The 24,483-nt window shown below is 36.1% G+C and carries 26 protein-coding genes; 7 read left to right on the plus strand and 19 right to left on the minus strand.

Features of this window, described 5'->3' with window-relative positions; genetic code table 11:
• Nucleotides 1–35: 35 nt before the first annotated feature.
• The 4 genes from coaBC to G9C87_RS11885 form a co-directional block, all read right to left on the minus strand.
• The gene (gene coaBC / locus G9C87_RS11870; RefSeq protein WP_172281370.1) at nucleotides 36–1,241 is read right to left on the minus strand and encodes a bifunctional phosphopantothenoylcysteine decarboxylase/phosphopantothenate--cysteine ligase CoaBC; all 1,206 of its coding nucleotides are present in this window, start codon (nucleotides 1,239–1,241) and stop codon (nucleotides 36–38) included.
• 121 nt (nucleotides 1,242–1,362) lie between these two features.
• The gene (locus tag G9C87_RS11875) at nucleotides 1,363–1,686 is read right to left on the minus strand and encodes a DNA-directed RNA polymerase subunit omega (protein ID WP_034681463.1); all 324 of its coding nucleotides are present in this window, start codon (nucleotides 1,684–1,686) and stop codon (nucleotides 1,363–1,365) included.
• Nucleotides 1,687–1,727: 41 nt separating this feature from the next.
• Nucleotides 1,728–2,723, minus strand: coding sequence for an outer membrane protein assembly factor BamD (locus G9C87_RS11880; RefSeq protein WP_172281372.1), 996 nt, complete (start codon nucleotides 2,721–2,723; stop codon nucleotides 1,728–1,730).
• 98 nt (nucleotides 2,724–2,821) lie between these two features.
• Nucleotides 2,822–3,451: a TetR/AcrR family transcriptional regulator gene (locus G9C87_RS11885; protein ID WP_172281374.1), complete on the minus strand. Its 630-nt coding sequence runs from the start codon at nucleotides 3,449–3,451 to the stop codon at nucleotides 2,822–2,824.
• Between the two features lie 98 nt (nucleotides 3,452–3,549).
• Between G9C87_RS11885 and G9C87_RS11890 the strand changes: the two genes are divergently transcribed.
• From G9C87_RS11890 to G9C87_RS11905, 4 genes are all read left to right on the plus strand, one after another.
• Nucleotides 3,550–4,176 carry a TatD family hydrolase gene (locus tag G9C87_RS11890; RefSeq protein WP_172281376.1) on the plus strand — a complete coding sequence of 209 codons (627 nt, stop codon included), beginning with the start codon at nucleotides 3,550–3,552 and terminating at the stop codon, nucleotides 4,174–4,176.
• Nucleotides 4,169–4,894 (plus strand): ThiF family adenylyltransferase, encoded by a 726-nt coding sequence (locus G9C87_RS11895; RefSeq protein WP_172281378.1) that lies wholly within the window; start codon nucleotides 4,169–4,171, stop codon nucleotides 4,892–4,894. The genes G9C87_RS11890 and G9C87_RS11895 overlap by 8 nt, the downstream gene beginning before the upstream one ends.
• Nucleotides 4,894–5,268 (plus strand): ribonuclease P protein component, encoded by a 375-nt coding sequence (gene rnpA, locus G9C87_RS11900; protein ID WP_172281380.1) that lies wholly within the window; start codon nucleotides 4,894–4,896, stop codon nucleotides 5,266–5,268. The genes G9C87_RS11895 and rnpA overlap by 1 nt, the downstream gene beginning before the upstream one ends.
• 83 nt (nucleotides 5,269–5,351) lie before the next feature.
• Nucleotides 5,352–5,960 (plus strand): DUF4126 domain-containing protein, encoded by a 609-nt coding sequence (locus tag G9C87_RS11905; protein ID WP_172281382.1) that lies wholly within the window; start codon nucleotides 5,352–5,354, stop codon nucleotides 5,958–5,960.
• Between the two features lie 24 nt (nucleotides 5,961–5,984).
• Here G9C87_RS11905 and G9C87_RS11910 read toward each other — a convergent pair whose 3' ends face one another.
• The 14 genes from G9C87_RS11910 to G9C87_RS11975 form a co-directional block, all read right to left on the minus strand.
• On the minus strand, nucleotides 5,985–6,167 hold the full coding sequence (locus G9C87_RS11910; RefSeq protein WP_172281384.1) for a hypothetical protein: 183 nt from the start codon (nucleotides 6,165–6,167) through the stop codon (nucleotides 5,985–5,987).
• Between the two features lie 9 nt (nucleotides 6,168–6,176).
• Entirely contained in the window at nucleotides 6,177–8,123 is a 1,947-nt protein-coding gene (locus tag G9C87_RS11915) for a hypothetical protein (RefSeq protein WP_172281386.1), read from the minus strand.
• Between the two features lies 1 nt (nucleotide 8,124).
• Entirely contained in the window at nucleotides 8,125–8,676 is a 552-nt protein-coding gene (locus tag G9C87_RS11920) for an LptE family protein (protein ID WP_172281388.1), read from the minus strand.
• On the minus strand, nucleotides 8,666–9,364 hold the full coding sequence (locus G9C87_RS11925) for a hypothetical protein (RefSeq protein ID WP_172281390.1): 699 nt from the start codon (nucleotides 9,362–9,364) through the stop codon (nucleotides 8,666–8,668). Before G9C87_RS11925 ends, G9C87_RS11920 begins: the two co-directional genes overlap by 11 nt.
• A 2-nt stretch (nucleotides 9,365–9,366) precedes the next feature.
• Complete coding sequence (locus G9C87_RS11930) at nucleotides 9,367–10,650, minus strand: sigma-54 interaction domain-containing protein (RefSeq protein ID WP_172281392.1); 1,284 nt, start codon at nucleotides 10,648–10,650, stop codon at nucleotides 9,367–9,369.
• A gap of 98 nt (nucleotides 10,651–10,748) precedes the next feature.
• Nucleotides 10,749–11,162 carry a hypothetical protein gene (locus G9C87_RS11935; protein ID WP_172281394.1) on the minus strand — a complete coding sequence of 138 codons (414 nt, stop codon included), beginning with the start codon at nucleotides 11,160–11,162 and terminating at the stop codon, nucleotides 10,749–10,751.
• 62 nt (nucleotides 11,163–11,224) lie between these two features.
• On the minus strand, nucleotides 11,225–12,664 hold the full coding sequence (miaB, locus tag G9C87_RS11940; RefSeq protein WP_172281396.1) for a tRNA (N6-isopentenyl adenosine(37)-C2)-methylthiotransferase MiaB: 1,440 nt from the start codon (nucleotides 12,662–12,664) through the stop codon (nucleotides 11,225–11,227).
• A 239-nt stretch (nucleotides 12,665–12,903) separates the two neighbouring features.
• Entirely contained in the window at nucleotides 12,904–13,389 is a 486-nt protein-coding gene (locus G9C87_RS11945) for a hypothetical protein (protein ID WP_172281398.1), read from the minus strand.
• 45 nt (nucleotides 13,390–13,434) lie between these two features.
• Entirely contained in the window at nucleotides 13,435–14,676 is a 1,242-nt protein-coding gene (locus G9C87_RS11950; RefSeq protein ID WP_172281400.1) for an MFS transporter, read from the minus strand.
• Nucleotides 14,676–16,409, minus strand: coding sequence for a thiamine pyrophosphate-dependent enzyme (locus G9C87_RS11955; protein ID WP_172281402.1), 1,734 nt, complete (start codon nucleotides 16,407–16,409; stop codon nucleotides 14,676–14,678). Before G9C87_RS11955 ends, G9C87_RS11950 begins: the two co-directional genes overlap by 1 nt.
• 205 nt (nucleotides 16,410–16,614) lie before the next feature.
• Complete coding sequence (gene lysA, locus G9C87_RS11960) at nucleotides 16,615–17,814, minus strand: diaminopimelate decarboxylase (protein WP_172281404.1); 1,200 nt, start codon at nucleotides 17,812–17,814, stop codon at nucleotides 16,615–16,617.
• Between the two features lie 237 nt (nucleotides 17,815–18,051).
• Nucleotides 18,052–19,275, minus strand: a complete 1,224-nt coding sequence (locus tag G9C87_RS11965; RefSeq protein WP_172281406.1) for a PolC-type DNA polymerase III — start codon at nucleotides 19,273–19,275, stop codon at nucleotides 18,052–18,054.
• Nucleotides 19,276–19,635, minus strand: a complete 360-nt coding sequence (locus G9C87_RS11970; protein ID WP_172281408.1) for a hypothetical protein — start codon at nucleotides 19,633–19,635, stop codon at nucleotides 19,276–19,278.
• 33 nt (nucleotides 19,636–19,668) lie between these two features.
• Nucleotides 19,669–21,195, minus strand: a complete 1,527-nt coding sequence (locus G9C87_RS11975; protein WP_172281410.1) for a helicase HerA-like domain-containing protein — start codon at nucleotides 21,193–21,195, stop codon at nucleotides 19,669–19,671.
• Between the two features lie 340 nt (nucleotides 21,196–21,535).
• Here G9C87_RS11975 and G9C87_RS11980 point away from each other — a divergent pair, with 340 nt between their 5' ends.
• Genes G9C87_RS11980 through G9C87_RS11990 form a run of 3 tightly spaced genes read left to right on the plus strand, consistent with a single transcriptional unit; the run spans nucleotide 21,536 to nucleotide 23,648 of the window.
• Nucleotides 21,536–22,945: an MBL fold metallo-hydrolase gene (locus G9C87_RS11980; RefSeq protein ID WP_172281412.1), complete on the plus strand. Its 1,410-nt coding sequence runs from the start codon at nucleotides 21,536–21,538 to the stop codon at nucleotides 22,943–22,945.
• 8 nt (nucleotides 22,946–22,953) lie between these two features.
• On the plus strand, nucleotides 22,954–23,331 hold the full coding sequence (locus tag G9C87_RS11985) for a rhodanese-like domain-containing protein (protein WP_172281414.1): 378 nt from the start codon (nucleotides 22,954–22,956) through the stop codon (nucleotides 23,329–23,331).
• Nucleotides 23,332–23,348: 17 nt separating this feature from the next.
• On the plus strand, nucleotides 23,349–23,648 hold the full coding sequence (locus G9C87_RS11990; protein WP_172281416.1) for a thioredoxin family protein: 300 nt from the start codon (nucleotides 23,349–23,351) through the stop codon (nucleotides 23,646–23,648).
• Nucleotides 23,649–23,683: 35 nt separating this feature from the next.
• Here G9C87_RS11990 and G9C87_RS11995 read toward each other — a convergent pair whose 3' ends face one another.
• Complete coding sequence (locus tag G9C87_RS11995) at nucleotides 23,684–24,436, minus strand: nitrilase-related carbon-nitrogen hydrolase (RefSeq protein ID WP_172281418.1); 753 nt, start codon at nucleotides 24,434–24,436, stop codon at nucleotides 23,684–23,686.
• Nucleotides 24,437–24,483: the final 47 nt, after the last annotated feature.

The following is a 24,483-nucleotide window of genomic DNA, read 5'->3' on the forward strand; positions in this document are numbered from 1 at the left end:
TAGAAAGCACTACAACTCAATTAAATCTGAGCAAATTATTTTAAAAGTTGATCCTCAACGAAATTCAGAATATCTGTGGCTACATCCTCTTTTGATTTCAAATCAAATTCTTTCCTCTCTGTTTTGGTGAATATCCTTATTTTATTGGTGTCATTTTTAAATCCTGCTCCCGGATCACGAAGTGAATTGAGAACAATCATGTCAAGATTCTTCTTCTCCAGTTTTCCTTTAGCATTTTCCTCTTCATTCTGAGTTTCCAGAGCAAACCCAACCAAAAACTGACGAGTTTTCTTCTCTCCCATCGTTTTAAGGATATCCGGATTTTTCACCAATTCTATTGTAAGATTTTCATCGTTCTTTTTGATTTTCTCGCTGGCGACCTCTTTCGGGGCATAATCCGCTACAGCAGCACTTGCTATCGCAATGTCTGCATTTTCATAAAATTCAAATACTTTATCAAGCATTTCTTTCGCGGAAACCACTTTATGCAGCTCTATATTAGGGGAGTGGATAACCTGAGAACTTGGACCGGATACAAGAATCACTTTAGCACCTCTCTTCGCAGCTTCTTCAGCCAATGAAAACCCCATTTTACCGGAAGAATGATTTCCTATAAACCGGACAGGATCAATAGCTTCATAGGTAGGACCTGCCGTGATCAAAACTGTTTTTCCTTTGAAAATTGTGGCTTCACCGGCCGTAGCAAAAAAGTTATCAACGGTTTTGAAAATAGTGTCAGGTTCCGCCATTCTTCCCTGACCCACTAGACCACTTGCAAGTTCTCCGCTTTCTGCAGGAATAACAAAGTGCCCGAAATCCTCAGCCAGTTCCAAGTTTTGTTTTGTAGTTGGGTGGTCGTACATATCAAGATCCATTGCAGGGGCAATAAAAACTGGGCATTTCGCAGACATATACGTAGCCAGCACCAGATTATCACACATTCCATGGGTCATTTTGGCCAACGTATTTGCAGTGCAGGGAGCAACGATCATTACATCCGCCCACAATCCCAATTCAACATGGCTGTTCCAGCTCCCATTTTCATTATAAAAATCAGTAAATACAGGCTTCCTGGATAATGTAGAAAGGCTTAGTTTGGTAACAAAATGTTCGGCATCAGGAGTCATAATAACCTGCACTTCCGCACCATTTTTTATAAAGTCTCTTATCAAAAAGTGAATTTTGTAAGCAGCAATTCCTCCAGAAACGGCAATAAGAATCTTTTTTCCGGAAACACTCATTTAGTTTTAATTTTTTAAAACACTAAATTACTTATTTTTTCCCACAACAGGTTTACAAACGACAAAGGTCATAAAGAAATTATTCCCTTATGACCTTCATTTATAAAAATACAAATGATTTTTATTTTCTTTCTTCAGTTTTTCTGAAGTACACGTCTTCGTTCAACCATTCTTCAATTGCAATAGAAGTTGGTTTTGGAAGTTTTTCGTAATGCTTAGAGATCTCAATCTGCTCTCTGTTTTCGAAAACCTCTTCCAATGTAGAATTGTGAACAGCAAATTCATCTAATTTATTATGCAATTCAGTACGAATTTCTGCATTAATCTGCTCTGCTCTCTTTCCCATGATAACAATAGCTTCATAGATTGAACCTACTTTATCTTCAATCTTGTCTTTATCGTAAGTAATTGTATTTACTTCTGCTTTTGTATCTTTTACACTCATTTTGAGAAAATTATTTATTTATAAGGTGGCAAATTTACGAATTATCTTTTGATTTTGAAAGTGGCAGCCGGAGGAGGTGTTTGTAACGCAGCACTATCCCTCTGAATCTGCAATGCTTTCTTTTCTGTAGCGACCTGATCTTTGATCTGCTGATCGGTCTTTGTTCGTGCTTCCAGCTTCTCAGCTTCTTTCTTTTGCCTTGCTGTTAATGTCGCCAATCTGGCTTCTGTCTGCTTCTTAACAACTGCAAAGTTTTGCTTTTCTTTATCCAGCTTCTCTCTAAGATCTACTGCTGTTTTAGAATATTCTGTGTTCGGAAGCTCTTTTTCTACCTGCCTTGTAAATGCTATTGCACTTTCAATACGTTCTTCTTTAAGTCCGTATACTGAATTTTGTGCAAGTAAATAACGGGACTTCATCATATAATCATAGATTTTCGGACGAAGCTTTGTACTTGGAAAATCTTCCAATACGTTTTCCAAGGCAACAGTGGCTGATTTATAATCACCCATTTTATAGTATTGTCTTGCGTTTTCGTAGGATTTAAATTCCAGTTTATAAGTCAGCTCATCAATAAGCTGGTTGATATTTTTAGATCTTTCAGAATTTGGATAGTTGTTAAGGAAGTCTTGTAATTCATTGACTGCCAACTCAGTACTTGACTGATCCAGGTTGTAATCCATAGATCCTTCATAGTAACATAGTGCAGACATATACGCTGCTTCCTCAGCTCTCGGGTCTTTTGGAAAACTTACTGCAAAGTTTTTAAACTGGTGTCCTGCCAACTTATAGTTCTTATCATAGTAGTTTGCATAAGCCGTATTAAATCCAACATTCGGAAAGTCATCAGTCCCTGCAACTAGGTTAGCAAGCCTGTCATAAAGAGCCAAAGCATTTTTCCATTTCTTTTTAGCAAAATTTTCATTAGCTGCTTTTAAGATGAAGGCTTTATCAGCACTTTTCAATGCTTTTTCCTGCTGACTTGCGCATGATGAAATTACAGCTATGGCAAAAAGACCTAAAATATATTTTTTCATAAAAAATTCAACCGTTATTGGATTATTCCAATCTATTAATTTGCAAAAATATAACTTTTTTATCAATAGATTTTTTTTTATGATTATTTAACGTAATTTTAGTCTGCAGCGTATCCTAATATTGCAAAAACACTCAATAAAAGGTTCATTCTGATTTTTTTCTCCGCTTCTTTAGCATAAGCTTCCTCATTTTTACTCGGTACATATAGTTCATAGAAATTCTTATTTCTAATGACAAATAATGTAGATCCCAGAATCGTTGTAAGGATATCTTCTGGCTTCGGAGTAAATGTAAAAACTCCGGACGCAACTCCTTTTTTGATCACCTCATCCAGTTTTTTTACAAAAAGCTGATAAAAATCCAGCAATTCAACTTTCAGGTTATCCGTATGTCGAAGCTCCTGAGTAACAAAGCCATGAAAATAATTATATTTAAATAATTGTGATACAATATATTTTATAATTTCTTTCATCTGCATCTCTGGTTTACCGTCTTTAATGGTATCAGCAAATTCCGAAAAATTTTCTCTGGTCTTTAGCACTCTGTACTGATAGAGGTAAGACATCATTTTTTCCTTGGACCCAAAATAATAAGAGATCATGGCTACATTAATGTTTGCTTTAGAGCAAATGTCTCTTACCGATGTTCCTTCATACCCTTTTTTCGCAATAAGCTCCTCCGCAATATCCAAAATATGGATCTGTTTTTCGGTAAATTTTTTTTTCATAAAGTGTCGCTTTTGAGTAAAGTTAAGAAATTTTTAACATATTTATAAACGTTTGTTTAAGAATTTTAAATTAATTCCAAATTATAGTATTTTTGATAATGGAATTTTTTGATTTTCACCATCATAAAAAAAATGTCTGCGACGGTATCTATAATCTGGATATCGGAGATACTATACCCAGTACATTTTATTCTGCGGGTATTCATCCAAAAGATATTGATCCGGACAAGATTGAAGAGCAGTTCAACTGGCTGGATTCCGTAATTCATGACAATTGCCTTACTATAGGAGAATGTGGCCTTGACAGCTTTGTTCCGGTTGATATGAAAATCCAGGAAAGTGTATTTTTAAGACAGATCAAATTGGCGAATGAATTAAAAAAGCCGATGGTTATTCATTGTGTCCGAAAATTCTACGAAGTCATTTCATTAAAAAAAAAGGCAGAACAGCCTATGATTATTCATGGTTTTAATAAAAAACAAAGCATCGCTGAAGATCTGCTAAAGAATAATTTCTATTTGAGTTTTGGAAAAGCTGTTTTGTATAATTTATCTTTGCAAAATATTTTGAAAATTACTGCTTTAGATAAAATCTTTTTAGAAACCGATAACGATGATTTTAATATTGAATTATTGTACAGCAAAGTTTCGGAAATAAAAGGTATTTCTCGGGAAAACTTAAACAAACAAATTTTAGAAAATTTAGAGACGATAAAAAATGGATAAGTATTGGTTGGAAAGAACAGAGCTTCTTATTAAGGAAGAAGGACTCGAAAAGTTGAATAAAGCGACTGTTCTTGTAGTAGGATTAGGTGGAGTAGGCTCGTTTGCCGCTGAATTTTTAGCAAGATCAGGGGTCGGAAATATGACGATTGTAGATGGCGATACGGTAGATATCACAAACATTAACAGACAATTACCGGCATTACATTCTACTATTGGAAAGCACAAGGTTGAAATCGTTGCCGAAAGACTCTTAGATATTAATCCAAAACTTAATTTAATAACTATCAATGAGTTTTTAAATCCTGAAAGAATGGATCAGATCCTTGATGAAAACAAATTTGACTATATTCTTGATTGTATTGATAGCGTAACTCCAAAGCTTACATTGTTAATTGCTGCAAGAAGAAGAAAAATTAAGATCGTAAGCTCTATGGGAGCAGGAGGAAAAACAGATCCAAGCAAAGTAATGGTGAGAGACATCAGTAAAACCCATAACTGTTATCTGGCCAAGCAGGTTAGAAAAAGGCTTAAAAAGGAAAAAATAAATAAAGGCATCCGTTGTGTTTTCTCTAATGAACTTCAAAATGAAGAAAGTTTGAAAATGACAGATGGAACAAATTACAAAAGATCTTTTTATGGGACTATCAGTTATATCCCTGCCATTTTTGGATTGTATGCAGCGGCAGAAGTTATTAATCATTTAGTAAAAAAAAGCTAATGCAGAATTTCAGATACCCAAAGGAGGAAAAACTCAAAAAGACCAATGACATCACCTTGCTTTTCGAAAAAGGTAAATGGAGAACCAATGGGAATCTGAGAATTATTTTACTTAAGGACAAACCTAATTTACCTGTTGAAGCTTCTAAATTCGGGGTTTCCGTATCGAAAAGGTATTTTAAAAAAGCAGTTCACAGAAACCGTATCAAAAGATTATTGAGAGAATGCTATCGCTTACATAAAGATCTTTTTAAAGAATCTTTTGGAGAAAGGACGATGGCAATGCTTTTTTGGATCTCCCCTGAACTTCCGCAAAAGTTCCAGGATGTAGAAGCCCAGTTCATCAAACTGTGCCAGGCTCAGAAAAAACAGTAACCCCCTCATATTGTTTGTAATTTTCAGATAAGCTTACAATAGTTTTTGTAACTTTAGGGAACACAACCAATTTGAAAATTAACATGTTAGACAATATTCCCTATCTCCCTTATGTATTGAGTGCATTCATTGGCATTGGCCTGTCCGCAGCAACAGGCTTCAGGGTATTCCTTCCTCTGTTTGCCGTAAGCCTGGCATCCTACTTACACTGGATCCCTATGAATGATCAATTTGAATGGCTTGCCGGGCTCCCAACACTTATTACAACAGGCATTGCTACGATCGCGGAAATTTTAGCCTATTATATTCCATTTATTGATCATCTGCTGGATACACTGTCTGTTCCATTGGCAACTATTGCAGGATCTATCCTTTTCGCAAGCCAATTTGCCGATTTTGGAACATTTCCGCAATGGGCATTGGCTATTATTGCCGGAGGCGGAACTGCCGCAACAATCAGTTCCGGATTTGCAGGAATCAGGGCTGCCTCCACAGCCACCACAGGAGGCTTAGGCAATTCTATTGTAGGGACCAGTGAAACAGCAGGTGCAGGAATTATGTCCGTTCTGGCTATGGCCGTTCCTGTTATTGCGGCTATACTGGCTGTTATTTTAGTAATTATGGTAATTGTTATGGGACGTAAGGCCTGGCGAAAATTAAAACGCAGTAAACAGACTATTGATAAAGTATAAAAATACAGAAGGCTGAATATGAATTCAGCCTTCTGTATTTTTATTCGAACGAACTGTTTTATAAATGGCGTAAGCAAAAGGGAAAAAAACCGATGCATAAGACATTTTCAGCCCTTTATAAAACTCTTTTGGAGGATAAAATAAAAATGAAAGCAAGAATCCTAAAACAAGAAATCCAACAATCAGTATTATTACTCTCTTATTCATTTTTAAATTTTAATTTTTCCCTCTTATATCTTTTACTTCCTGTATTTTATCTTCAAAATACGATTTCTTTTCAGGATGTTTACCTGCTAATATTTCAAAAGCTTTTATCGCCTTTGTATATAGTTTTTGTTCAATATATAATCGTGCAAGTGTTTCCGTCATTAAATGTGAGATATCATCGTTTTTTTCTTTTACAACGAAGTTGCTCTCATCTTTTAACTGGCTTATTTTAGGATTATTCTCAATGAATGATTCAATCACTTTATTTTTAAGCTCAGCTTTATCCTTTTCAGGATCTTTCTCAGTACGATCTATCTTTAACCAACTCTGCCATGTATTGATAAATCCCGGAACATTGCTGTCAGCAGGATCCGCAGTGGCCTCTTCCACATGAGGTTTCTCAGATGCAACATCTTCCGTATTGTTATCATTTTCTTCATCATTCTTAGTAGCCATCGTCCAACTTGAAATATCTGAGCTGAAGAAAGAAACATTCATCACAGGGGCTTCTTCTTTATTTTCTTCTACAGAAGCTGCCTGAGATATTTCTGATTCTTCCTGAACGGGTTCCTGCTCTTCTATATCCTCTTTAACAATCTGGTGCGTTGTCTCTTCTTTTGGTGCTTGTTCTTCTTCAGGAAGTTCTGCCGGTACAACTTCTTCTTTTGGTTGAGAAACAGGTGCCGGTTTATTGATAAGTGAATCGGGAGTATGGGATTCGAAACTCATAGGCTTCCATTCTGATTTCACTTCTGTGGCAATTCGAGGTTCTGATTCTTCCTGGTGAGCTTCAGCTTTGATCTCTTCTGCAAGATTAGTCACTTCGTGCACCGGTTCAGCTTTTTGTATCTCTTCCGCTTCAATTCCTTTTTCAACTTCAGGATGAAAACTCTGCGTTTCTGAAAAATTAATATCACGGCTCAGAATTTCTGGTTCCGGATCTCGTTTTTCCTCAGTGACAGCCTTAGTTGCCTTCATTTTCTTTTCTACCTCTTCAATAAGCCTTCTCATTTCTTCTTCGTGCTTATTGAGTCCCGGTTGTGCAACTTCAGCTACAGCAACCTCATCGTTGCTGCCAGATTCAATCTTCACTTCCGGCATAAAGGAATCAGTACCATGGAAACTCAGTTCCGAATCATCGGTTATTTCTTCTTTTTCAACAGGGGATGTAATCTGATCCTCATTGATTATTTCTTCCGGGGTGTAAGTTTGTGACTCAGGTTCAGTAAAATCCTGATTTTCATCCGAAGTAAGCTCTGTTTCTTCTGTATCCCGAACTTCAATAATTTCAGCTTCAGAAGAAGTCGCCGTTTCTATTTCCTCTGCATTTATTTCTGAGGACTCTTCTACTTTATCTTCTTTAGCCGGTAATTGCTCAGTAATTTCTTTTTCTAAAGGTAAATTTTCAGGGAGTATTTGCTTTTGTGTAACTATCGTTCCTGATTCCAGCGTAGATTCTAAGTCAATTGTTTCGATATTGTTATCATCAAGGAAGTTTTCCTCTCCTTCAAACAAAATTCTGTTTCGTTCACCGTTTACATAAATATGTTTAATTTCCGGAAGTGGTGCTGGCAGCTTGTTAGTTGCATCTTCTTTAGTCTGTACCTTCTCAGGTAGCTCTTCCCTTTTGATCGGGAAGCTTTTACTTTTAGGAAAATACCTTGAAGCATTCTCTTTATCCGTTACCACTTTATTTTCAGGAGCTGCAGGTTTCGTTTTTTCCTGAATTTTACCATTTATAAGCTGATAAAGGATCTTCTTATCAGTGGTATAAGCTGCAGTTGTAGACAATTCCTTCTGATAGCTTTCCTGATCATAAAGATGGATACCATATAAATGTAAAGCTCTTATATTCTGAATGTAGGGAAAAGAATTAATTTCTTCTTTCAAAAGATGAAGATCTTCCGATTGAATGTTTTTGGGGTTCTTTAATAATTCTAAAACTCTGCTATTCATCTTACCAGTTCGCTACAATATCGTTAAATATCTTATTAATGATTCTTTCGTTTACAATTTTAACCTGCGAGGTTTCTATCGCACTTTGAGATAAGCTGCTGTTGAATACTGCTTCATCTGAATATGTACGGTCAAAACTCAGGTCAGGATGAAGTTTATTCTCATAATGCACTTTTACAGTGATCGTTAGCTTATTTTGAGATTCTTGTATAACTCCTCCCGTAGCTGTTGTCTGAGTATTGGAGCTAATAGTAGTAGGAGTAATAGAATAGTCCGTAATTTCTCCTTCCACTAAGATGTCCGCATTCTCTTTTGTTCCTTTTAGCGTCGTTCTTTGTAGAAAACGATTTTGAATATCGGTAGAAAACTGCTGAGATAAAGTAGGATTTACTAAAGCCGCATTATTGGGAAATTCATTAATCTGAATCGTTTTCTCGTCTTTTAAAGACGATCCGGTAAAACTATAACACGAGTTTAGGGTACTTAAGCAAAGTAACAAAAACCCAACAATTTTCAGGCGCATTATACTGATATTCTTAATGTTAAAATTCATTTTTCGTTCCGATTTCTTTTATTTCATCATATTCTATCTGCTGGATTGCATCCTCAAACGCAAAGTAATGGGTTGTATAAAAATAAGGCATTGTGATAAGAATACCAATACCACAAAGAAGTATTCCTATCTGGGAAAGAAACCCAACAATAATCGCAAATAAAAAGATAGTCAAGAGATTATTCTTAGTCATAATCCTCGACATGATCCATGCTGTTTTTATATCATTAACCTTTTTAAGAGATATGAGCCCCGGAATATAAAACCCAAGTAAAGCTACAATAAAAACAGCAATTACAATGAGGAATATATAAAGGACCATAAATAATCCGAATGCGGGCGGAACAGCATCTCCATCCACTACAGAAGTAAAAGGAATAAAAATAAACATAGGAATATAAAGAGCGAAAACTCCACCTATAATGATCAGCTGTACGATAAAATAAGGTAAAAAATCATCGAAATTAAAAATTTCACCTACACTTGCTTGTTCTCCTTTATTGATTTTCCGGCAATATTTGTAAAAATTACCCATTGCCAGTAGTCCACAAAAAGGTATAATTGACATTATCATACACAAAATGTAAGCTACTATAAAATTCCCAAAATCTTTCTTTAAAAGTTCCAGGCCTTTGCTCAGGTATTCGTTTAGTTTAAATTCGACAGGCTTTGCCTTATTATTCATCATACTTAGTCTTCTAGATTATATTGTTTTATCTTTCTGTATAGTGTTCTTTGTGAAATGCCCAACTCATCAGCTGCTTTATTCCTACGTCCCTTATGCTTCTCTAATGCTTTAATAATCAAATCTTTTTCATTATTTTGAAGCGAAAGCGATTCCGGCTTATTTTCTTCAATCTCTATATCCTGAATGTCTTCATAACTATCATCGGGAGTCGAAATAATAGTTGGAGTCTGGACTACAGGATGATTATCTTCAAAATAGAGTAGAGAATTAGCATTAGTATTTTGCTGTGAATCCGAAGTGTAAAGTCTGTTGATCAAAGTTTTTTCCTGGGAACTTAGATCGCCTGCTCCTCTGTTTTTTATTAATTCAGAAGTCAGAGATCTCAGATCATTGATATCATTCCTCATATCAAACAGGATTTTATACATAATCTCTCTTTCGTTTCCGAAGTCACTCTGCTTCTGAGCGTTAGGCGTATTAACAACCATTGGCAAATGGCTTTCGGTCGGTATGTACTCCGCCAGTTTTTCAACGCTTATATTTCTTTCTCTTTCCACCACGGTCATCTGCTCAACTAAGTTTCTTAACTGACGTACATTCCCGGGAAAGCTATAATTTTCTATATAATGAACTGCACTTGGCTCTAAAACCAACTCAGGCATTCTGTATTTTTCAGCAAAATCGATTGCAAACTTTCTGAAAAGCAGATGAATATCTCCTTTTCTATCCCTCAAAGGCGGCATATCGATCTGCACGGTATTCAAACGATAAAATAAATCTTCGCGGAACCGTCCGTCCTGGATCGCCTTCATCATATTTACATTGGTTGCAGCAACAATTCTCACATTGGTCTTTTGTACCTGAGAAGATCCAACCTTCATAAATTCTCCACTTTCTAAAACCCTTAAAAGGCGGACTTGTGTTTGCAAAGGAAGTTCACCCACCTCATCCAGGAATATTGTCCCGCCATCTGCCACTTCAAAATAACCTTTTCTAGTTGCTGTAGCTCCGGTAAATGCTCCTTTTTCATGTCCAAATAATTCGGAATCAATTGTTCCTTCCGGAATAGCACCGCAATTGACAACGATGTAAGGCTGATGTTTTCTTCTGGATTCTGAATGAATAATCTTAGGGATAAATTCTTTTCCTACACCACTTTCCCCAATGACCAGAACGGAAATGTCTGTTGGTGCTACCTGAATAGATTTTTCCAAGGCACGGTTTAATGCAGGAAAATTACCAATTATTCCAAAACGGTTTTTTATATTTTGTAAGTCGTTACTCATAAGTAAATTAGATTATTGATCTTAAATTTCGCCTACCTTCAATTTTGTTTTAGTAAGCATCATTAATTTGTTTAAATAAAAAAGTTTAAATTTTAATTTTAACTTATTATATCCAAATAATCTTTGTTTCTGATTTTGGAAACTTTACTTTTAAAGTTGAAAGCTTTAGCAGATGCATATCCAGCCGCTTTTTTCTCAAAATTCCTTAGAATCTCATCATATTTTCCAGCTTCACCTCTACCTCCATGCTCATTAAAACCCGGATTATGATCTCTATTTGAACTAAGATCTCCGGCGTTTTGCTTTTGGCTGATTGCGGTGTAGTGAATTTTATGCTTTCTCTCTGAAAGATGAGATCCTTCACAATCCTTAGAATTTAAAAACTGATGATAGACATCATAAAGCCTATGAATGGTGGTATTTTCAGCAGAACAGGTTGTGTTTTGTGCTGAAATATTACTGCAGATTATTACCAATAAAACACTCAGGCAATATTTATGAAGCTTTTCCATTGTCTATTTTATGGTTATTGATAATAATTTATAGTTTATAATTTACTCCTGTAAAAAGTAGATTAGTTTTTAACTGTTTCCCCTAAAAGCGTGCCTTGTGTATTGTCAAATACAAAAACATCCACAATGTCACCTATCTTTTGACCTTCCAGCATATCGAATACACAAACAGCATTCTGGGAATTTCTTCCCTTCCATTGATTTTTATTCTTTTTGGAAACTCCTTCAATAAGAATCTGATGCACTCTTCCTACATAGGATTTCATCCGTTTTTTAGAAAGCTCTCCCTGTAAAGCGATAACCTCCGCCAAACGTCTCTGTTTAACATCTGCAGGAATATTATCTTCCATCTTTTTATGGGCCGGAGTACCAGGTCTTTCAGAGTAAGCAAACATATATCCATAATCATACTCTACCTCCCTCATTAAGCTTAGGGTATCCTGGTGATCCTCTTCAGTTTCATTACAAAAACCGATGATCATATCCTGGGAAAAAGAGATATCAGGAACAATTTCCTTAGCTTTTCTGATAAGTTCCAAGTATTCTTCTCTGGTGTGCTGTCTGTTCATTGCAGCCAGCATATTATTACTTCCACTTTGTACCGGAAGATGCACATATTTACAAATGTTCTCATGCTTAGCCATGACCCTGAATACATCAAGACTCATATCCTGAGGGTTGGAAGTAGAGAATCTTATTCTCATTTCCGGAACCGCTTGAGCGACTAAACCAAGCAGCTGAGCAAAATCAACGGCCGTAGCTTTCTGCATTTCAGAAGCTTTTGCAAAATCTTTTTTCGGTCCACCTCCATACCAAAGGTAAGAATCTACGTTCTGCCCCAAAAGGGTAATTTCTTTATATCCGCTATTCCAAAGATCTTTACATTCTTCAAGAATTGAATGTGGATCACGGCTTCTTTCTCTTCCTCTTGTAAAAGGAACAACACAGAAGGTACACATGTTATCACACCCCCTTGTAATAGTTACAAACGCGGTTACTCCATTTCCACCCAGACGGACAGGATTTATATCTGCATAGGTTTCTTCTTTGGACAAAATAACATTGATCGCGTCCCTGCCATCTTCTGTTTCCTTTAATAAATTAGGCAGATCCCTGTAGGCATCAGGACCCACAACAAGATCAACAAGCTGTTCTTCTTCGAGAAACTTAGTTTTTAATCTCTCCGCCATGCATCCAAGAACACCCACCGTAATATTTGGTCGTTCTTTCTTGAGGTTTTTAAACTGAGAAAGACGCATCCTTACGGTCTGTTCAGCCTTCTCACGTATAGAACAAGTATTTAAAAGAATGAGGTCTGCTTCTTCTACTTTAAGGGTGGTATTATATCCCTGTTCATTAAGGATAGAAGCAACAATCTCAGAGTCAGAGAAATTCATCTGACAGCCGTAGCTTTCTAAAAATAATTTCTTAGAATTCCCAACTTTTTCAGCAATAGCAAAAGCTTCTCCCTGTTTCGTTTCGTCTATATATTTTTCCTGCACAATAATCAATTTAAGTTTTAAATCACAAAGTTAAAGCACTCCCTTCAACTTTAGAATGCTAAACTTTTATAATCAATTTGCAAAGATACAAAATATTGTGACAGAATGGCAGGATTATCTTTTCTAAAAAGAAGGGCTTCAAGATACAGCCAATTAATTGGATTATATAAATATTTTAATTGTCTTTAAACAATAGATACACAATGATTCTCCATAAAAATAACCTTAATAAAAAGGGACTATAAATCTGTAGCCATAGATGATAAATTCATTTTTATCTTTATCTGAGAAGTTACTGGTCTATTATTACAGGTAGCAGGTATCCAGTTCTTTTTGATTCTCCTTACAATATATTTCATATCATCAAAAAATATTTTGCTGTTCGCAACCTTTGGAGAACCATCTATCCCTACAACCTTGCCAGTTTCATTGATGGTTATGATAAAATTGAAATCCCCGTTCAGTACATAAAAGTCAGAATTAAGATAATTGTACATATACTTTCGCAGCGTTTCTTTGTAAACTGATGCCCCTCCTTCATAGGCAGCCGGTTTAAAGTCTGTACAGTTTTTAATTGCAATCTGTAATAAGGGTTCCTTGATATCAATTTTTAAAATATTCTTATTGGTTTCCGTAATAAAAGAATCATCCCGATCTTCAACATCCTGTTGCCCAAATAAAAAAACAGATATTAAAAGCGATAAAAATAAAATCAAAACCTTCATATGACCAGATTTATAATTCTAAATAAAATTAACACAAACGTTTTATTATTGCATCACAAGATCTTCTTTAGCCTTACTTCCGGTTTCTTTAAGCAATACTGAAATAAAAATTGCCAGAACAATTCCACCTATCCAAAACAACACAGAATTATGGAAATGCTCTTCTCCCGGTGCTATACCTAAATTCTTCCCAAACCATCGGCTAAATAGGGGACTTAATAAGGTAGTTACTCCAAACGTAATAAAATTAATAGCTCCCGTAGCACTTCCTTTAACATAATCAGGATTAGCCTCTTTAATGACAGAATAAGGAATCATTGCCGCTCCTGAACCTAATCCAAAAATAAACATACTCACTTTTGCCGAGTACAGGTCCGGTAAGTAAATTAATTGAAGCAAACTTAAGATCATCAAAGCGGCTCCGCCAACAAGTACAGGCTTTCTTTTTCCTAGCCTATCGGTTATAAATCCCAAAAGAGGACATCCAAAAACCCATCCAAAGGCAACCATAGCACTTGTGATAGCGGCTTCATGAAAAATAAACCCTTTATCTTTTTGGAAAAATGCTACTGCCCAGGTCATGGCAAATATGGTTGTCGGTGCAAATAGCAATCCTGAAATCACTCCACATAACCAGGATTGGGGATTTGTAAACACGATTTTATACGGTTCTAAATAACCTACCGGTTTTGACACTCCCGATGATTGTTCAGATCTTTTTTCTTTAGGAATAACAAAGAATAATCCTAATGCTGTAATCACTGTTATAATTCCCGACCATAACCAAAAGCTATCAATATTCACTCCTTCTTCCACCCAGGGCCCTACCACAAACTGTCCGGCAGTTCCGCCCAACATTCCTACGCATTGGGTAACTCCGATTGCCGTTGCCAAGGATTTTGACGAAAACCCCTTACTTGCAAGATAAACACATCCAGGAAAGGCAAAAGCACAACCTGCTCCCTGCAGTAATCTTCCTGAAATTCCGGCAATTTGAGAAGACAACAGGAACAATAAACATCCTATCCCTAATATCAACGCTCCGGTAAAAAGGGATTTTTTTCCTCCGAATTTATCTAGAGCGATTCCGGCAATCAGACTACAGGTGGAATAAGTATAGTAATAGGTGCCTACCATGCTGATCAGCTTCAATTCCGTTGTATTGAAATTATTGATCAGCTGTGGAATCATTACTGCCGGAGCAGATCTGATCACATAGTCTAAAAAATAAAATACAAGTCCAAATATCCAAGCAACAACATACAGTTTCTTTAAAGAATTATCCATTACAATAATCCTTTAATGTGCTTATAATTACTCTTTACGGTTTCAAGAACTTCTTCCATTTTACCACCCAACATCAGCTGAGCCATAGACTTGGTCATCCCTACCACCTGATCAAAATCTATTTTTGGCGGCAATGCCAGGGCATTAGGATTCGTAAAGATATTTAAAAGATAAGGTCCGTTATAGTTCAGACATTCTTCAATAGCACTCTCAACCTCTTCCGGTTTATGAACATTTTTTCCAGGATAGCCCATTGCCTGCGCAACCATTGCAAAATCAGGATTGATCATATCCGTTTCGTTATCCGGCATTCCTCCTACTTCCATTTCCAGCTTTACCATGCCCAAAGCCCTGTTGTTAAAAACGATCAGCTTAACCGGAAGCTTATATTGGAAAATTGTAGCCATATCTCCCAGTAACATCGACAGTCCGCCATCTCCACACATGGCAATCACCTGTCTGCCCGGGTATGCCAATGATGCTCCGATAGCCATCGGCATCGCATTTGCCATGGATCCATGGTTAAAAGAGCCCAGCATTTTACGCTCTCCTGTACCCGTTATAAATCTTGCTCCCCAAACACAGCACATTCCGGTATCCACGGTGAAAATTGCATCATTTTTTGCAATCCTGTCTAAAGTATGGGCAACGTATTCCGGTTGTATGGCATCTTCTTTTCCTGAATCTTTTACATAAGTAAGTTGATTTTCTTTTACTTTTTCATAAAACTCAAGTTGCTGATTCAGGAAATGAACATCTGTTTTTTCTTTTAAAAGGGGCATTAATGCTTTAATAGTCTCTTTTACATCTCCTGCAAGACCCAATTCCAGTTTAGCTCTTCGCCCTAATCTTTCAGGGCTTTCATCGACTTGGACAATCTTATTTTTTACAGGCATAAACTTCTCATAAGGGAAATCTGTTCCCAAAAGAAGAACCAGGTCCGCATCATGCATGGCATGATAAGCAGAAGGAAAACCAAGCAGACCCGTGAGTCCTACTTCATTGGGATTATTAGGCTGAATCGCCATTTTTCCTCTGAAAGAATATCCTACAGGAGCTTTTAAATATTGTGATAATCCTATAACTTCAGCATTCGCCTTTTCAGCTCCAATCCCACAATAGATGGTCACCTTTTCGCTTTCGTTAATAAGTTTTGCCAGGTTATTCAATTCCTCGTCCGATGGACGAATAACCGGATTCGTTCTAAATATCTGAGCGGAAGTTGTCGCCTCTTCTGCATCCAGTTCAGAAACATCTCCCGGAAGGCCAATTACGGCAACTCCTTTTTTGGAAATAGCATGCTGGATCGCGGTCTGCACTGTTCTTTGAACCTGCTCAGGTCTGGTAATCATCTGATTGTAATGGCTGCAATCGTCAAATAACTTTATCGTATTCGTTTCCTGAAAATAATCCATCCCCATTTCCTCACTCGGAATCGTAGATGCAATTACCAACATAGGTACATGGGACCGGTGCGCCTCGTAAACGCCATTAATAAGATGTACATGTCCGGGGCCACAGCTTCCGGCACAAACGGCAAAACCATCAAGTTCCGCTTCTGCGGCGGCGGCATATGCTCCAACTTCTTCATGTCTCACATGAATCCATTCAATGCTGCTCTTTTTAACCGCTATATTTAAGTGATTAAGACTATCACCTGTTACTGCATAAATTCTTTTCACATTTGCGTTCTCAAGCATTTCAACAATTTGTTCTGCTATATTTTTTGCCATAATTAATATTTTTTGGTACTTATTATTTTTGGAAATAAAGAAAAAGGGAAATAGATGATTGAGATTTTTCGGGTTTGAAAATCTATATCCCTATCAAATTTAATGATTTATTTTAGGAACCCCATCGGTATAGTCTGTTAATTTACCTTAATTAACATCTAAAAAAAAGCTCCGCAATTTCTTGCGGAGCTCATCATATTTTAATTTAAATTACTTCAATCTGATTTCTCAAAAGATCTTCAAACTCGTCTCTCTTACGAATAAGGTGAGCCTTTCCATCTAAGAAAAGTACTTCTGCTGGCTTCAGTCTGGAGTTGAAGTTCGAACTCATTTCAAAACCATAGGCTCCTGCAGTATGGAAGGCCAGAATATCTCCTTCTTTCACTTCATTTAATTTTCTATCCCAGGCAAATGTGTCCGTTTCACAGATATTTCCGACCACAGTATAAATCCTTTCAGGACCTTTTTGGTTCGATAAATTCTCAATAGTATGGTAAGAATCATAAAACATAGGACGGATCAGGTGATTGAATCCTGAATTAACCCCTACAAAAACCGTTGCTGTAGTTTGCTTGATAACATTAGCTTTTACCAAAAGATATCCACTTTTCCCAACAAGGAATTTTCCGGGCTCAAACCATAATTCAAATTTTTTACCTGTATTTTTAGAAAAATCGGCAATTACTTTCTCAACTTTTTTACCCAGTGTTTTCACGTCTGTCTCCATCTCACTTTCCTGATAAGGAATTTTGAAACCGCTTCCCATATCAAGGTATTTCAGATTAGGAAAATGCTCAGAAAGCTCTAACATAATATCCAATGCCTGTAAAAAAACATCGGGATCTTTGATCTCACTTCCTGTATGCATGTGAAGACCTTCAACATTAAGGTTGGTACTCTTCATTACCCTTTCGATATGACGAACCTGGTGAATAGAAATACCGAACTTGCTATCGATATGACCTGTGGATATTTTATAATTTCCTCCGGCAAAAATATGAGGATTGATTCTTACGAGAATCGGATAAGTATCTCCGTATTTATTTCCAAATTGCTCAAGAATAGAGATATTATCAATATTAATGTGCACTCCATATTGCATCGCTTCTTCAATTTCAGCAAGATCCACACAATTTGGGGTAAACAATATTTTTTCTTTAGTAAATCCTGCCTTTAAACCAAGCTTTACTTCGTTAATAGAAACACAATCCAAAGAAGCACCCAGGTTCTTGACATACTTTAGAATGTTGATGTTAGTCAATGCCTTTGCGGCATAAAAGAACTTTGTGTGTTTTAAAAAAGAAGATGTAAGTTTTTCATATTGAGTTTTGATAGATTCAGCATCATAAACATACACCGGGGTGCCAAACTCATTGGCAATCTTTAATAATTCTTTTGAATTCATAATTTCATTTTAACATAAAAAAAAGCAGATTCTTTCCTCAAGAGTCCGCCACATTAACTATTTTTTATGCAAGACAACTCTTTTAAATATTCCAAACCTTAGAGAACTTTATAGCTCCCTTTTTTCCAGTTTTAATTTGCTTAAAATATTGCATTGCTTATTTTTATTTTTGCAAAAATACTATTTATTTTTTTATTCTATTCAAATTGATTTGAAAAGCCTCCACCTTCCTTTTTATCATTTAGGCAACGGGAGTGTCTCAAAATCACCGCGAAGCAGTGCTAACTGTAAATCATTAATCAGGTCAGAAGCAGGTAAAGGCAGGTCGATTTTCAGCTTGGAGAGCCTGCTCAGAGTCTGAATCTGTGTAAAAAGTTCATAAAAACCGTATGAAACAACTTTACCATTTTCAATAATTAAAAATAATTTCTCACCCAATTTCCTTCCCGAGCCAAGCCATAGCTCATTACGGTTTTTAAAATCAATCTTTCTTTTAAAAATACTGATATCATCATATTCTCTCTGGCTTCCAATAAACTGGATTGCTTTTGATCCTTGTGTAAAAGACCTGAACTTCAGAATAGGTTTATCTTCTTTGTTCAGTTTATTTTTCTCAACAATATATTTATCGTTTCTGTGATAAAGGCCAAAAGGTAAAATTTCTCTCCTCTTGATATTTTTTGAATTGAGTATCAATCTGGCAATAATATCATTTCCAGTAAGTTCGAAACTAATCTGTTCTACCTCATTCTGTATCGTTTCCCATTTTTTGGATTTCGAATTAAATACTTTTTTTGAAAACTTATTGATATCCTGAACATACTCTGAAAGAATGATTTTTCCAGCTGCATTCTGAAAATACACAAACCCTCTTTCATTAGGTAAATCCTGCGTTAACAGCTTGATTTTGTTGATATAAGTCTTGGCATTGGATTCATCGTGATGTTTTTGTATAATCTCATTCTCAGTATCCTTTGAAACCAGCAGCCTGAACAACTCCAAAGTAGCCCTTGCGTCTCCGTCTGCCCTGTGATGATTGGTTAAAGGAATTCCAAGAGATTTTACGAGCTTACCCAGCGAATAGCTTACTTCATCAGGAATGAGCTTTTTAGCTAACGGAATAGTATCTAAAGTATTGATTTTAAAATCGTAACCAAGACTTTTAAAAGATTGCCGTAGCATCCTGTAATCAAAATCAATATTATGCCCAACTAAAGTAGTATTTTGGGTAATTTCAATGACCCTTTTTGCAATTTCATGAAATTTTGGAGCCGTTTTAACCATTTTAGGAGTAATCCCTGTCAGCTTTTGTACAAATGGAGTAATATCACTTTCCGGATTCACCAAAGAAATGAACTGGTCAACAATTTTCTGCCCGTCATACCGATAAATGGCAATATCTATAATGCATTCATGTCTATAACCTGCACCATTACTTTCTATATCTATAATTGAATACATTTAACCTGATGTTATAATATTTCTTCTGTTGCGGATTTTAATAATTTTTGTCATTAAAAGTCCGAAAATTAGCGTTAAAAAACTAAGTACATAACCCATGCCATACGTCCAAAGAGGTTGCATCATCGCATTTTGACCGTCTTTAACTATGGACACAAAAATGGCAAAAATAATATATAAACTGATAAGGTCCATAGTGCCTCCAAACAATTCATACATCCATTTTTTATTGAGCAGTAAAGGCAATCCCGCTAAAATAACAAAAATTATATCAAATATTCCAAAGTGGTTATGAATGGTATCCATTATGAGATTAACCGAAGCTAATCCGATACAATAAAAAGATGATACATTTTTCATGGTTATTAGATAAGAATTGCACTAATGTTTTTATTATCTCCTTCTTCCTCCCAGACCAAACATTCCCAAAACTGCTTTTGCTCCTTCACGCATCAATGTGCTGGTAAAAGTTCTTCCTGCTTTGCTCTGTAATACCTGCTCAAACATCCCTGGCTCTTCCTTTACCGGCTTTGCTCTTTGTGTTGGAGCCGGATTCTGTGCCGCCTGCTCCATTCTTGCCGTTAATATCTCATAAGCCGATTCTTTATCTATCGCTTCTTCATATTTAGCAACCAAAGCAGAATTTCCTGTTAATTCCGAAACCTCAGCATCATTCAAAACATCCATTCTCGATTCCGGAGAAATCAGGTAAGTCTGAACCAAAGGAGTAGGAATTCCTTTTTCATCCAACGCCGTTACAAAAGCTTCTCCAATTCCAAGATTCTGAATCAGATTAGAAGCATTATAAAATTCTGTTGTAGGATAGTTTTCCACTGCTTTTGAAATCTCTTTTTTATCTTTTGCAGTAAATCCTCTCAAAGCATGTTGAATTTTTAATCCTAACTGAGAAAGAACATTTTCAGGAACATCTCCGGGAATCTGTGTAATAAAATAAATACCCACCCCTTTTGAACGGATTAATTTAACCATTGTTTCAATTTGTGAAAGCAATGCCTTAGAGGCCTCATTAAAAATCAAATGCGCTTCATCAATAAATAAAACTAATTTAGGCTTTCCGCTATCTCCTTCTTCAGGAAATGTCATATAAATTTCCGCAAAGAGAGAAAGCATAAATGTTGAAAACAGCTGTGGTTTATTTTGTATATCGGCGACCCTTAAGATATTTACAACTCCTTTTCCATCCCTTGTCTCAAGTAAATCCTGAACATCAAAGCTCAGCTCACCGAAGAAATCAGCTGCTCCCTGTTGTTCTAAAGCTACGATTGATCTTAGAATAGTTCCCAAAGAAGCAGATGCTATTGATCCGTAATTGGAAGATAATTCTGCTTTACCTTCTGCATTATCCGTCACATATTGCAGGACTTTTTTCAGGTCATTTAGGTCGATTAAAGGAAGTCCTTTATCATCACAATATTTAAAAACAATTGACATAATACTCTGCTGGGTATCATTCAACTGTAAAATCTTGCTCAATAAAACCGGACCGAATTCTGTGACGGTAGCTCTCAATTTCACACCCTTACCACCGGAAATACTCATTAATTCAACCGGAAAGGCTTGTGGATTGTATGGAAGCTGGGTTTTTGCGTATCTTTCTTCTATAATGGGATTCATTTCACCTGCTTCTGCAATTCCTGAGAAATCTCCTTTAATATCTAAAACTAAAGACGGAATCCCAGCATGTGATAACTGTTCCGCAAATACCTGAAGAGTTTTTGTCTTTCCTGTTCCGGTGGCTCCCGCAATAAGACCATGCCTGTTGATTGTTTTTAAAGGAATGGTTACATTCACTTCGGTAACTACCTCCCCATCAAGCATACCTTTTCCTAATATAATATGATCTCCTTTCGGAGTATATCTAGCACTTAATTCATCAATAAATTGTTTTTTATCTGCCATTTGATTTTTTTTAACTTATAAATATAAAATTTTTTACAAAATATTAAGTCAACAAACTTGTATTCTTGCGAAGTTCTCTGATTAATTATTTCGTATTTCTTTTAAACAGACCCATTTCCTGTACGCAATTATTTTTGTTTTTTAAGCATGACAAAAAACAGTCTACCAATTTAGTATTTTAATAATCTGCCCTTTCTTGTTGAAAATAAATAACTTTCGATTCCTAAAACCCGGTAAAACCATTTAAATTGAAAGAAACTATCATTCAGATTTAACATTTCGTTTACAATTCATCTAATACTTTGTATCTTTAACTGAAATTTAATTTAAAACTAAGCAAATGAAAGTTGAACAAATATATACGGGCTGTCTAGCTCAGGGAGCCTATTATATTGTCTCAGAAAACGAAGCTGCAATTATAGATCCTCTAAGAGAGGTAAAACCATATCTGGACCGTCTTGAGAAAGACCATGTAACTTTAAAATATATTTTTGAAACACATTTCCATGCCGATTTTGTTTCCGGACACCTGGATTTAAGTAAAAAGACTGGTGCTCCTATTATTTACGGACCTACTGCTAAGCCGGAATTTGAAGCAACAATTGCTGAAGATTATCAAATCTTTGAAATTGGAAAAGTAAAAATAAAGGTTTTGCATACTCCGGGCCATACCATGGAAAGTACCACCTATCTTTTAATAGATGAAAATGGTGTTGAAACAGCAATTTTCACGGGTGATACTTTATTTTTAGGAGATGTTGGCCGTCCGGATCTCGCTCAGAAAGCAACTAATCTCACGCAGGAGGACCTTGCGGGAATATTATATGAGAGTCTTCATAGCAAGATTATACCTTTAGCAGATACCATCACTGTTTATCCTGCACATGGAGCAGGTTCTGCCTGTGGAAAAAACATGCAGAAAGAAACAGTTGACACCCTTGGGAACCAAAAACGAACCAACTACGCTTTAAACCAACCCGATAAAGAATCTTTTATAAAAGAAGTTTTGGACGGCCTTACTGCCCCACCGAAATATTTTGGAATGAATGTAGCTTTAAATAAAGGAGGCTATGAAAGCATAGATACCGTAATGGATAAAGGTCTTAATCCAATTTCTGTAGAAGATTTTGAGATCATCGCTGAAGATTCCGGAGCACTTATTTTAGATACCAGAAGCGCTGCCGATTTCCATAAAGGCTTTATTCCTAATTCTATTAATATCGGACTGAAAGGAGATTTTGCTCCTTGGGTAGGAACATTGATCGTAGACGTAAAACATCCACTGTTATTGGTTTCAGATGAAGGAACCGAAGAAGAAGTGATTACCCGGTTAAGCAGAGTTGGATTTGATAACGTTTTAGGGTATTTGAATGGAGGTTTTCAATCATGGCAGAATGCCAATAAAGAAACTGATGAGATTAAAAGGATTTCTCCTTCAGAATTTGTAGAAGAATTCAATGATCAGTCTACGGTTATTGATGTCAGAAAACTGACTGAGTATGCAGCTGAACATATTGATAACGCATTTAATAAGCCGTTAGACTCCATCAGCGACTGGATCAGTTCAATTGATGACTCGGAACATTTCTTCCTTCATTGCGCAGGAGGATATAGAAGCATGATTGCCGCAAGCATTCTTAACTCACACGGAATCAGAAACTTTACTGAAATCGAAGGCGGTTTTAACGGAATTAAAAAAACGGAAAAACTACCCACTTCGGATTTTGTCTGCCAGTCGAAAACATTGTAAATTAACGAATGAGAAATAAGATTTGTGGATTTATTTTTGCTGTATCTGTAACGTTAAGTGCATGTAAAACTTCAAGCATATCGAAGAATAATGCCCCAGCTGATATTAAACAAATAGTAAACAGTAGTGATGTTACTTTGATAGACGTTAGAATCCCTGAGCAATATAAGGAAGGAACAGCAAAAGATGCAATCAACATCCCGCTTGCTGAGATTCAAAATAATATTGAGTCCTTAAAAGGCAAAAAAGTAGTGGTTTTTTGCAACAAAGGAATCCAGGCGGACCAGGCAGTAGAGATTTTAAAGAAAAACGGAGTGGAGGCCTATGACGGGACAAGCTGGAAAAATGTAAAGGCAATCCAGAAAGAGGCTGATAGCCCCAAATAATAAAAACACCAAAAATCATGTCAGAAAAATTTAAAGAATTAATTAATTCCGAAAGACCTGTTTTAATTGACTTTTTTGCGACCTGGTGCCAACCGTGTAAGGTTCAGTCGTCAGTACTCACAACAGTTAAAGAAAATGTAGGTGAAGGAGCAAGAATTATTAAAGTAGACGTAGACCAGTATCCGGCTATTGCTTCACAATATGGAGTTCGTGGTGTCCCTACTTTGGCTATATTTAAACACGGAGAACTTTTGTGGAAAGAAAGTGGCGTACATGACGTCAATACTTTAACCCAATTGCTGAAACAATATGAATAAAGCTGTGAAATTTCACAGCTTTTTTATTTCGATAATTACATCTGAATTGAAAATTGATCCCGGTCATTCAAAAACTGGAAATGCTTTCTGAAATCCAAAAGCTCATTCATATTCAATTCTGCAGACACAATATTCTTTTCTTTTTGGGCAATGTCTCTTCCATCAGCAAAAAAACAATGTGAGCTTTCCTGATAGAATAAATTATTTCCATCGGTTCCTATCCTGTTCAATCCAAAAACGTATGATAAATTTTCAATAGCCCTGGCTTTCAGCAAATGCTCCCAGGCTCCCACTCGCTTCTCCGGCCAATTGGCTACATAGAAGATTGCATCATAATCATCATTATTTCTTGCAAAAACAGGAAAACGAAGATCGTAGCAAACCTGAAGCAAAATGCGGAATCCTTTATATTCAACAATAACTCTTTCTTTTCCTGGGGTATACACCTTATCCTCTCCAGAGAAAGAGAACAAATGTCTTTTATCATAAAAAACAACTGACGAATCAGGCTTTACGAAATACATCCTGTTGTAAAATTTCCCATCTTGTTCTACAGGAGCACTTCCACAAAAAGCGGATCCTTTCTCTTTTGACATCTTGTGTAAGAAACTTAAAGCTTCCTCATTACGGTCTGAAACCTCAGAAGCATCCATACAAAAACCTGTTGAGAACATTTCGGGTAAAAGAAAAATATCAGCATCCTGATTATTTAATTCCTCTTCTATTAAACGAAAGTTACTTTCCTTATCTTTCCAGATAATATCTAAATTTAATCCTTTAATTTTCATAAAAGTCGTTCAAAATCTTGTATAAAAATAGGATTTTTAATCGGTTT

The organism is Chryseobacterium sp. LAM-KRS1, assembly GCF_013184525.1.
GTDB lineage: Bacteria > Bacteroidota > Bacteroidia > Flavobacteriales > Weeksellaceae > Chryseobacterium > Chryseobacterium proteolyticum.

Bases quoted from the DNA above. Each gene is read 5' to 3' on its own strand.
- G9C87_RS11935 (WP_172281394.1), bottom strand. From the start codon at position 11,162: ATGGAAAAGCTTCATAAATATTGCCTGAGTGTTTTATTGGTAATAATC.
- G9C87_RS11945 (WP_172281398.1), bottom strand. From the start codon at position 13,389: ATGAAGGTTTTGATTTTATTTTTATCGCTTTTAATATCTGTTTTTTTA.
- G9C87_RS11975 (WP_172281410.1), bottom strand. From the start codon at position 21,195: ATGGCAGATAAAAAACAATTTATTGATGAATTAAGTGCTAGATATACT.
- G9C87_RS11970 (WP_172281408.1), bottom strand. From the start codon at position 19,635: ATGAAAAATGTATCATCTTTTTATTGTATCGGATTAGCTTCGGTTAAT.
- coaBC (WP_172281370.1), bottom strand. From the start codon at position 1,241: ATGAGTGTTTCCGGAAAAAAGATTCTTATTGCCGTTTCTGGAGGAATT.
- G9C87_RS11885 (WP_172281374.1), bottom strand. From the start codon at position 3,451: ATGAAAAAAAAATTTACCGAAAAACAGATCCATATTTTGGATATTGCG.
- G9C87_RS11875 (WP_034681463.1), bottom strand. From the start codon at position 1,686: ATGAGTGTAAAAGATACAAAAGCAGAAGTAAATACAATTACTTACGAT.
- G9C87_RS11905 (WP_172281382.1), top strand. From the start codon at position 5,352: ATGTTAGACAATATTCCCTATCTCCCTTATGTATTGAGTGCATTCATT.
- G9C87_RS11920 (WP_172281388.1), bottom strand. From the start codon at position 8,676: ATGAATTTTAACATTAAGAATATCAGTATAATGCGCCTGAAAATTGTT.
- G9C87_RS11895 (WP_172281378.1), top strand. From the start codon at position 4,169: ATGGATAAGTATTGGTTGGAAAGAACAGAGCTTCTTATTAAGGAAGAA.
- G9C87_RS11980 (WP_172281412.1), top strand. From the start codon at position 21,536: ATGAAAGTTGAACAAATATATACGGGCTGTCTAGCTCAGGGAGCCTAT.
- lysA (WP_172281404.1), bottom strand. From the start codon at position 17,814: ATGAATTCAAAAGAATTATTAAAGATTGCCAATGAGTTTGGCACCCCG.
- G9C87_RS11965 (WP_172281406.1), bottom strand. From the start codon at position 19,275: ATGTATTCAATTATAGATATAGAAAGTAATGGTGCAGGTTATAGACAT.
- rnpA (WP_172281380.1), top strand. From the start codon at position 4,894: ATGCAGAATTTCAGATACCCAAAGGAGGAAAAACTCAAAAAGACCAAT.
- G9C87_RS11910 (WP_172281384.1), bottom strand. From the start codon at position 6,167: ATGAATAAGAGAGTAATAATACTGATTGTTGGATTTCTTGTTTTAGGA.
- G9C87_RS11985 (WP_172281414.1), top strand. From the start codon at position 22,954: ATGAGAAATAAGATTTGTGGATTTATTTTTGCTGTATCTGTAACGTTA.
- G9C87_RS11955 (WP_172281402.1), bottom strand. From the start codon at position 16,409: ATGGCAAAAAATATAGCAGAACAAATTGTTGAAATGCTTGAGAACGCA.
- G9C87_RS11915 (WP_172281386.1), bottom strand. From the start codon at position 8,123: ATGAATAGCAGAGTTTTAGAATTATTAAAGAACCCCAAAAACATTCAA.
- G9C87_RS11890 (WP_172281376.1), top strand. From the start codon at position 3,550: ATGGAATTTTTTGATTTTCACCATCATAAAAAAAATGTCTGCGACGGT.
- G9C87_RS11880 (WP_172281372.1), bottom strand. From the start codon at position 2,723: ATGAAAAAATATATTTTAGGTCTTTTTGCCATAGCTGTAATTTCATCA.
- G9C87_RS11995 (WP_172281418.1), bottom strand. From the start codon at position 24,436: ATGAAAATTAAAGGATTAAATTTAGATATTATCTGGAAAGATAAGGAA.
- G9C87_RS11930 (WP_172281392.1), bottom strand. From the start codon at position 10,650: ATGAGTAACGACTTACAAAATATAAAAAACCGTTTTGGAATAATTGGT.
- G9C87_RS11950 (WP_172281400.1), bottom strand. From the start codon at position 14,676: ATGGATAATTCTTTAAAGAAACTGTATGTTGTTGCTTGGATATTTGGA.
- G9C87_RS11925 (WP_172281390.1), bottom strand. From the start codon at position 9,364: ATGATGAATAATAAGGCAAAGCCTGTCGAATTTAAACTAAACGAATAC.
- G9C87_RS11990 (WP_172281416.1), top strand. From the start codon at position 23,349: ATGTCAGAAAAATTTAAAGAATTAATTAATTCCGAAAGACCTGTTTTA.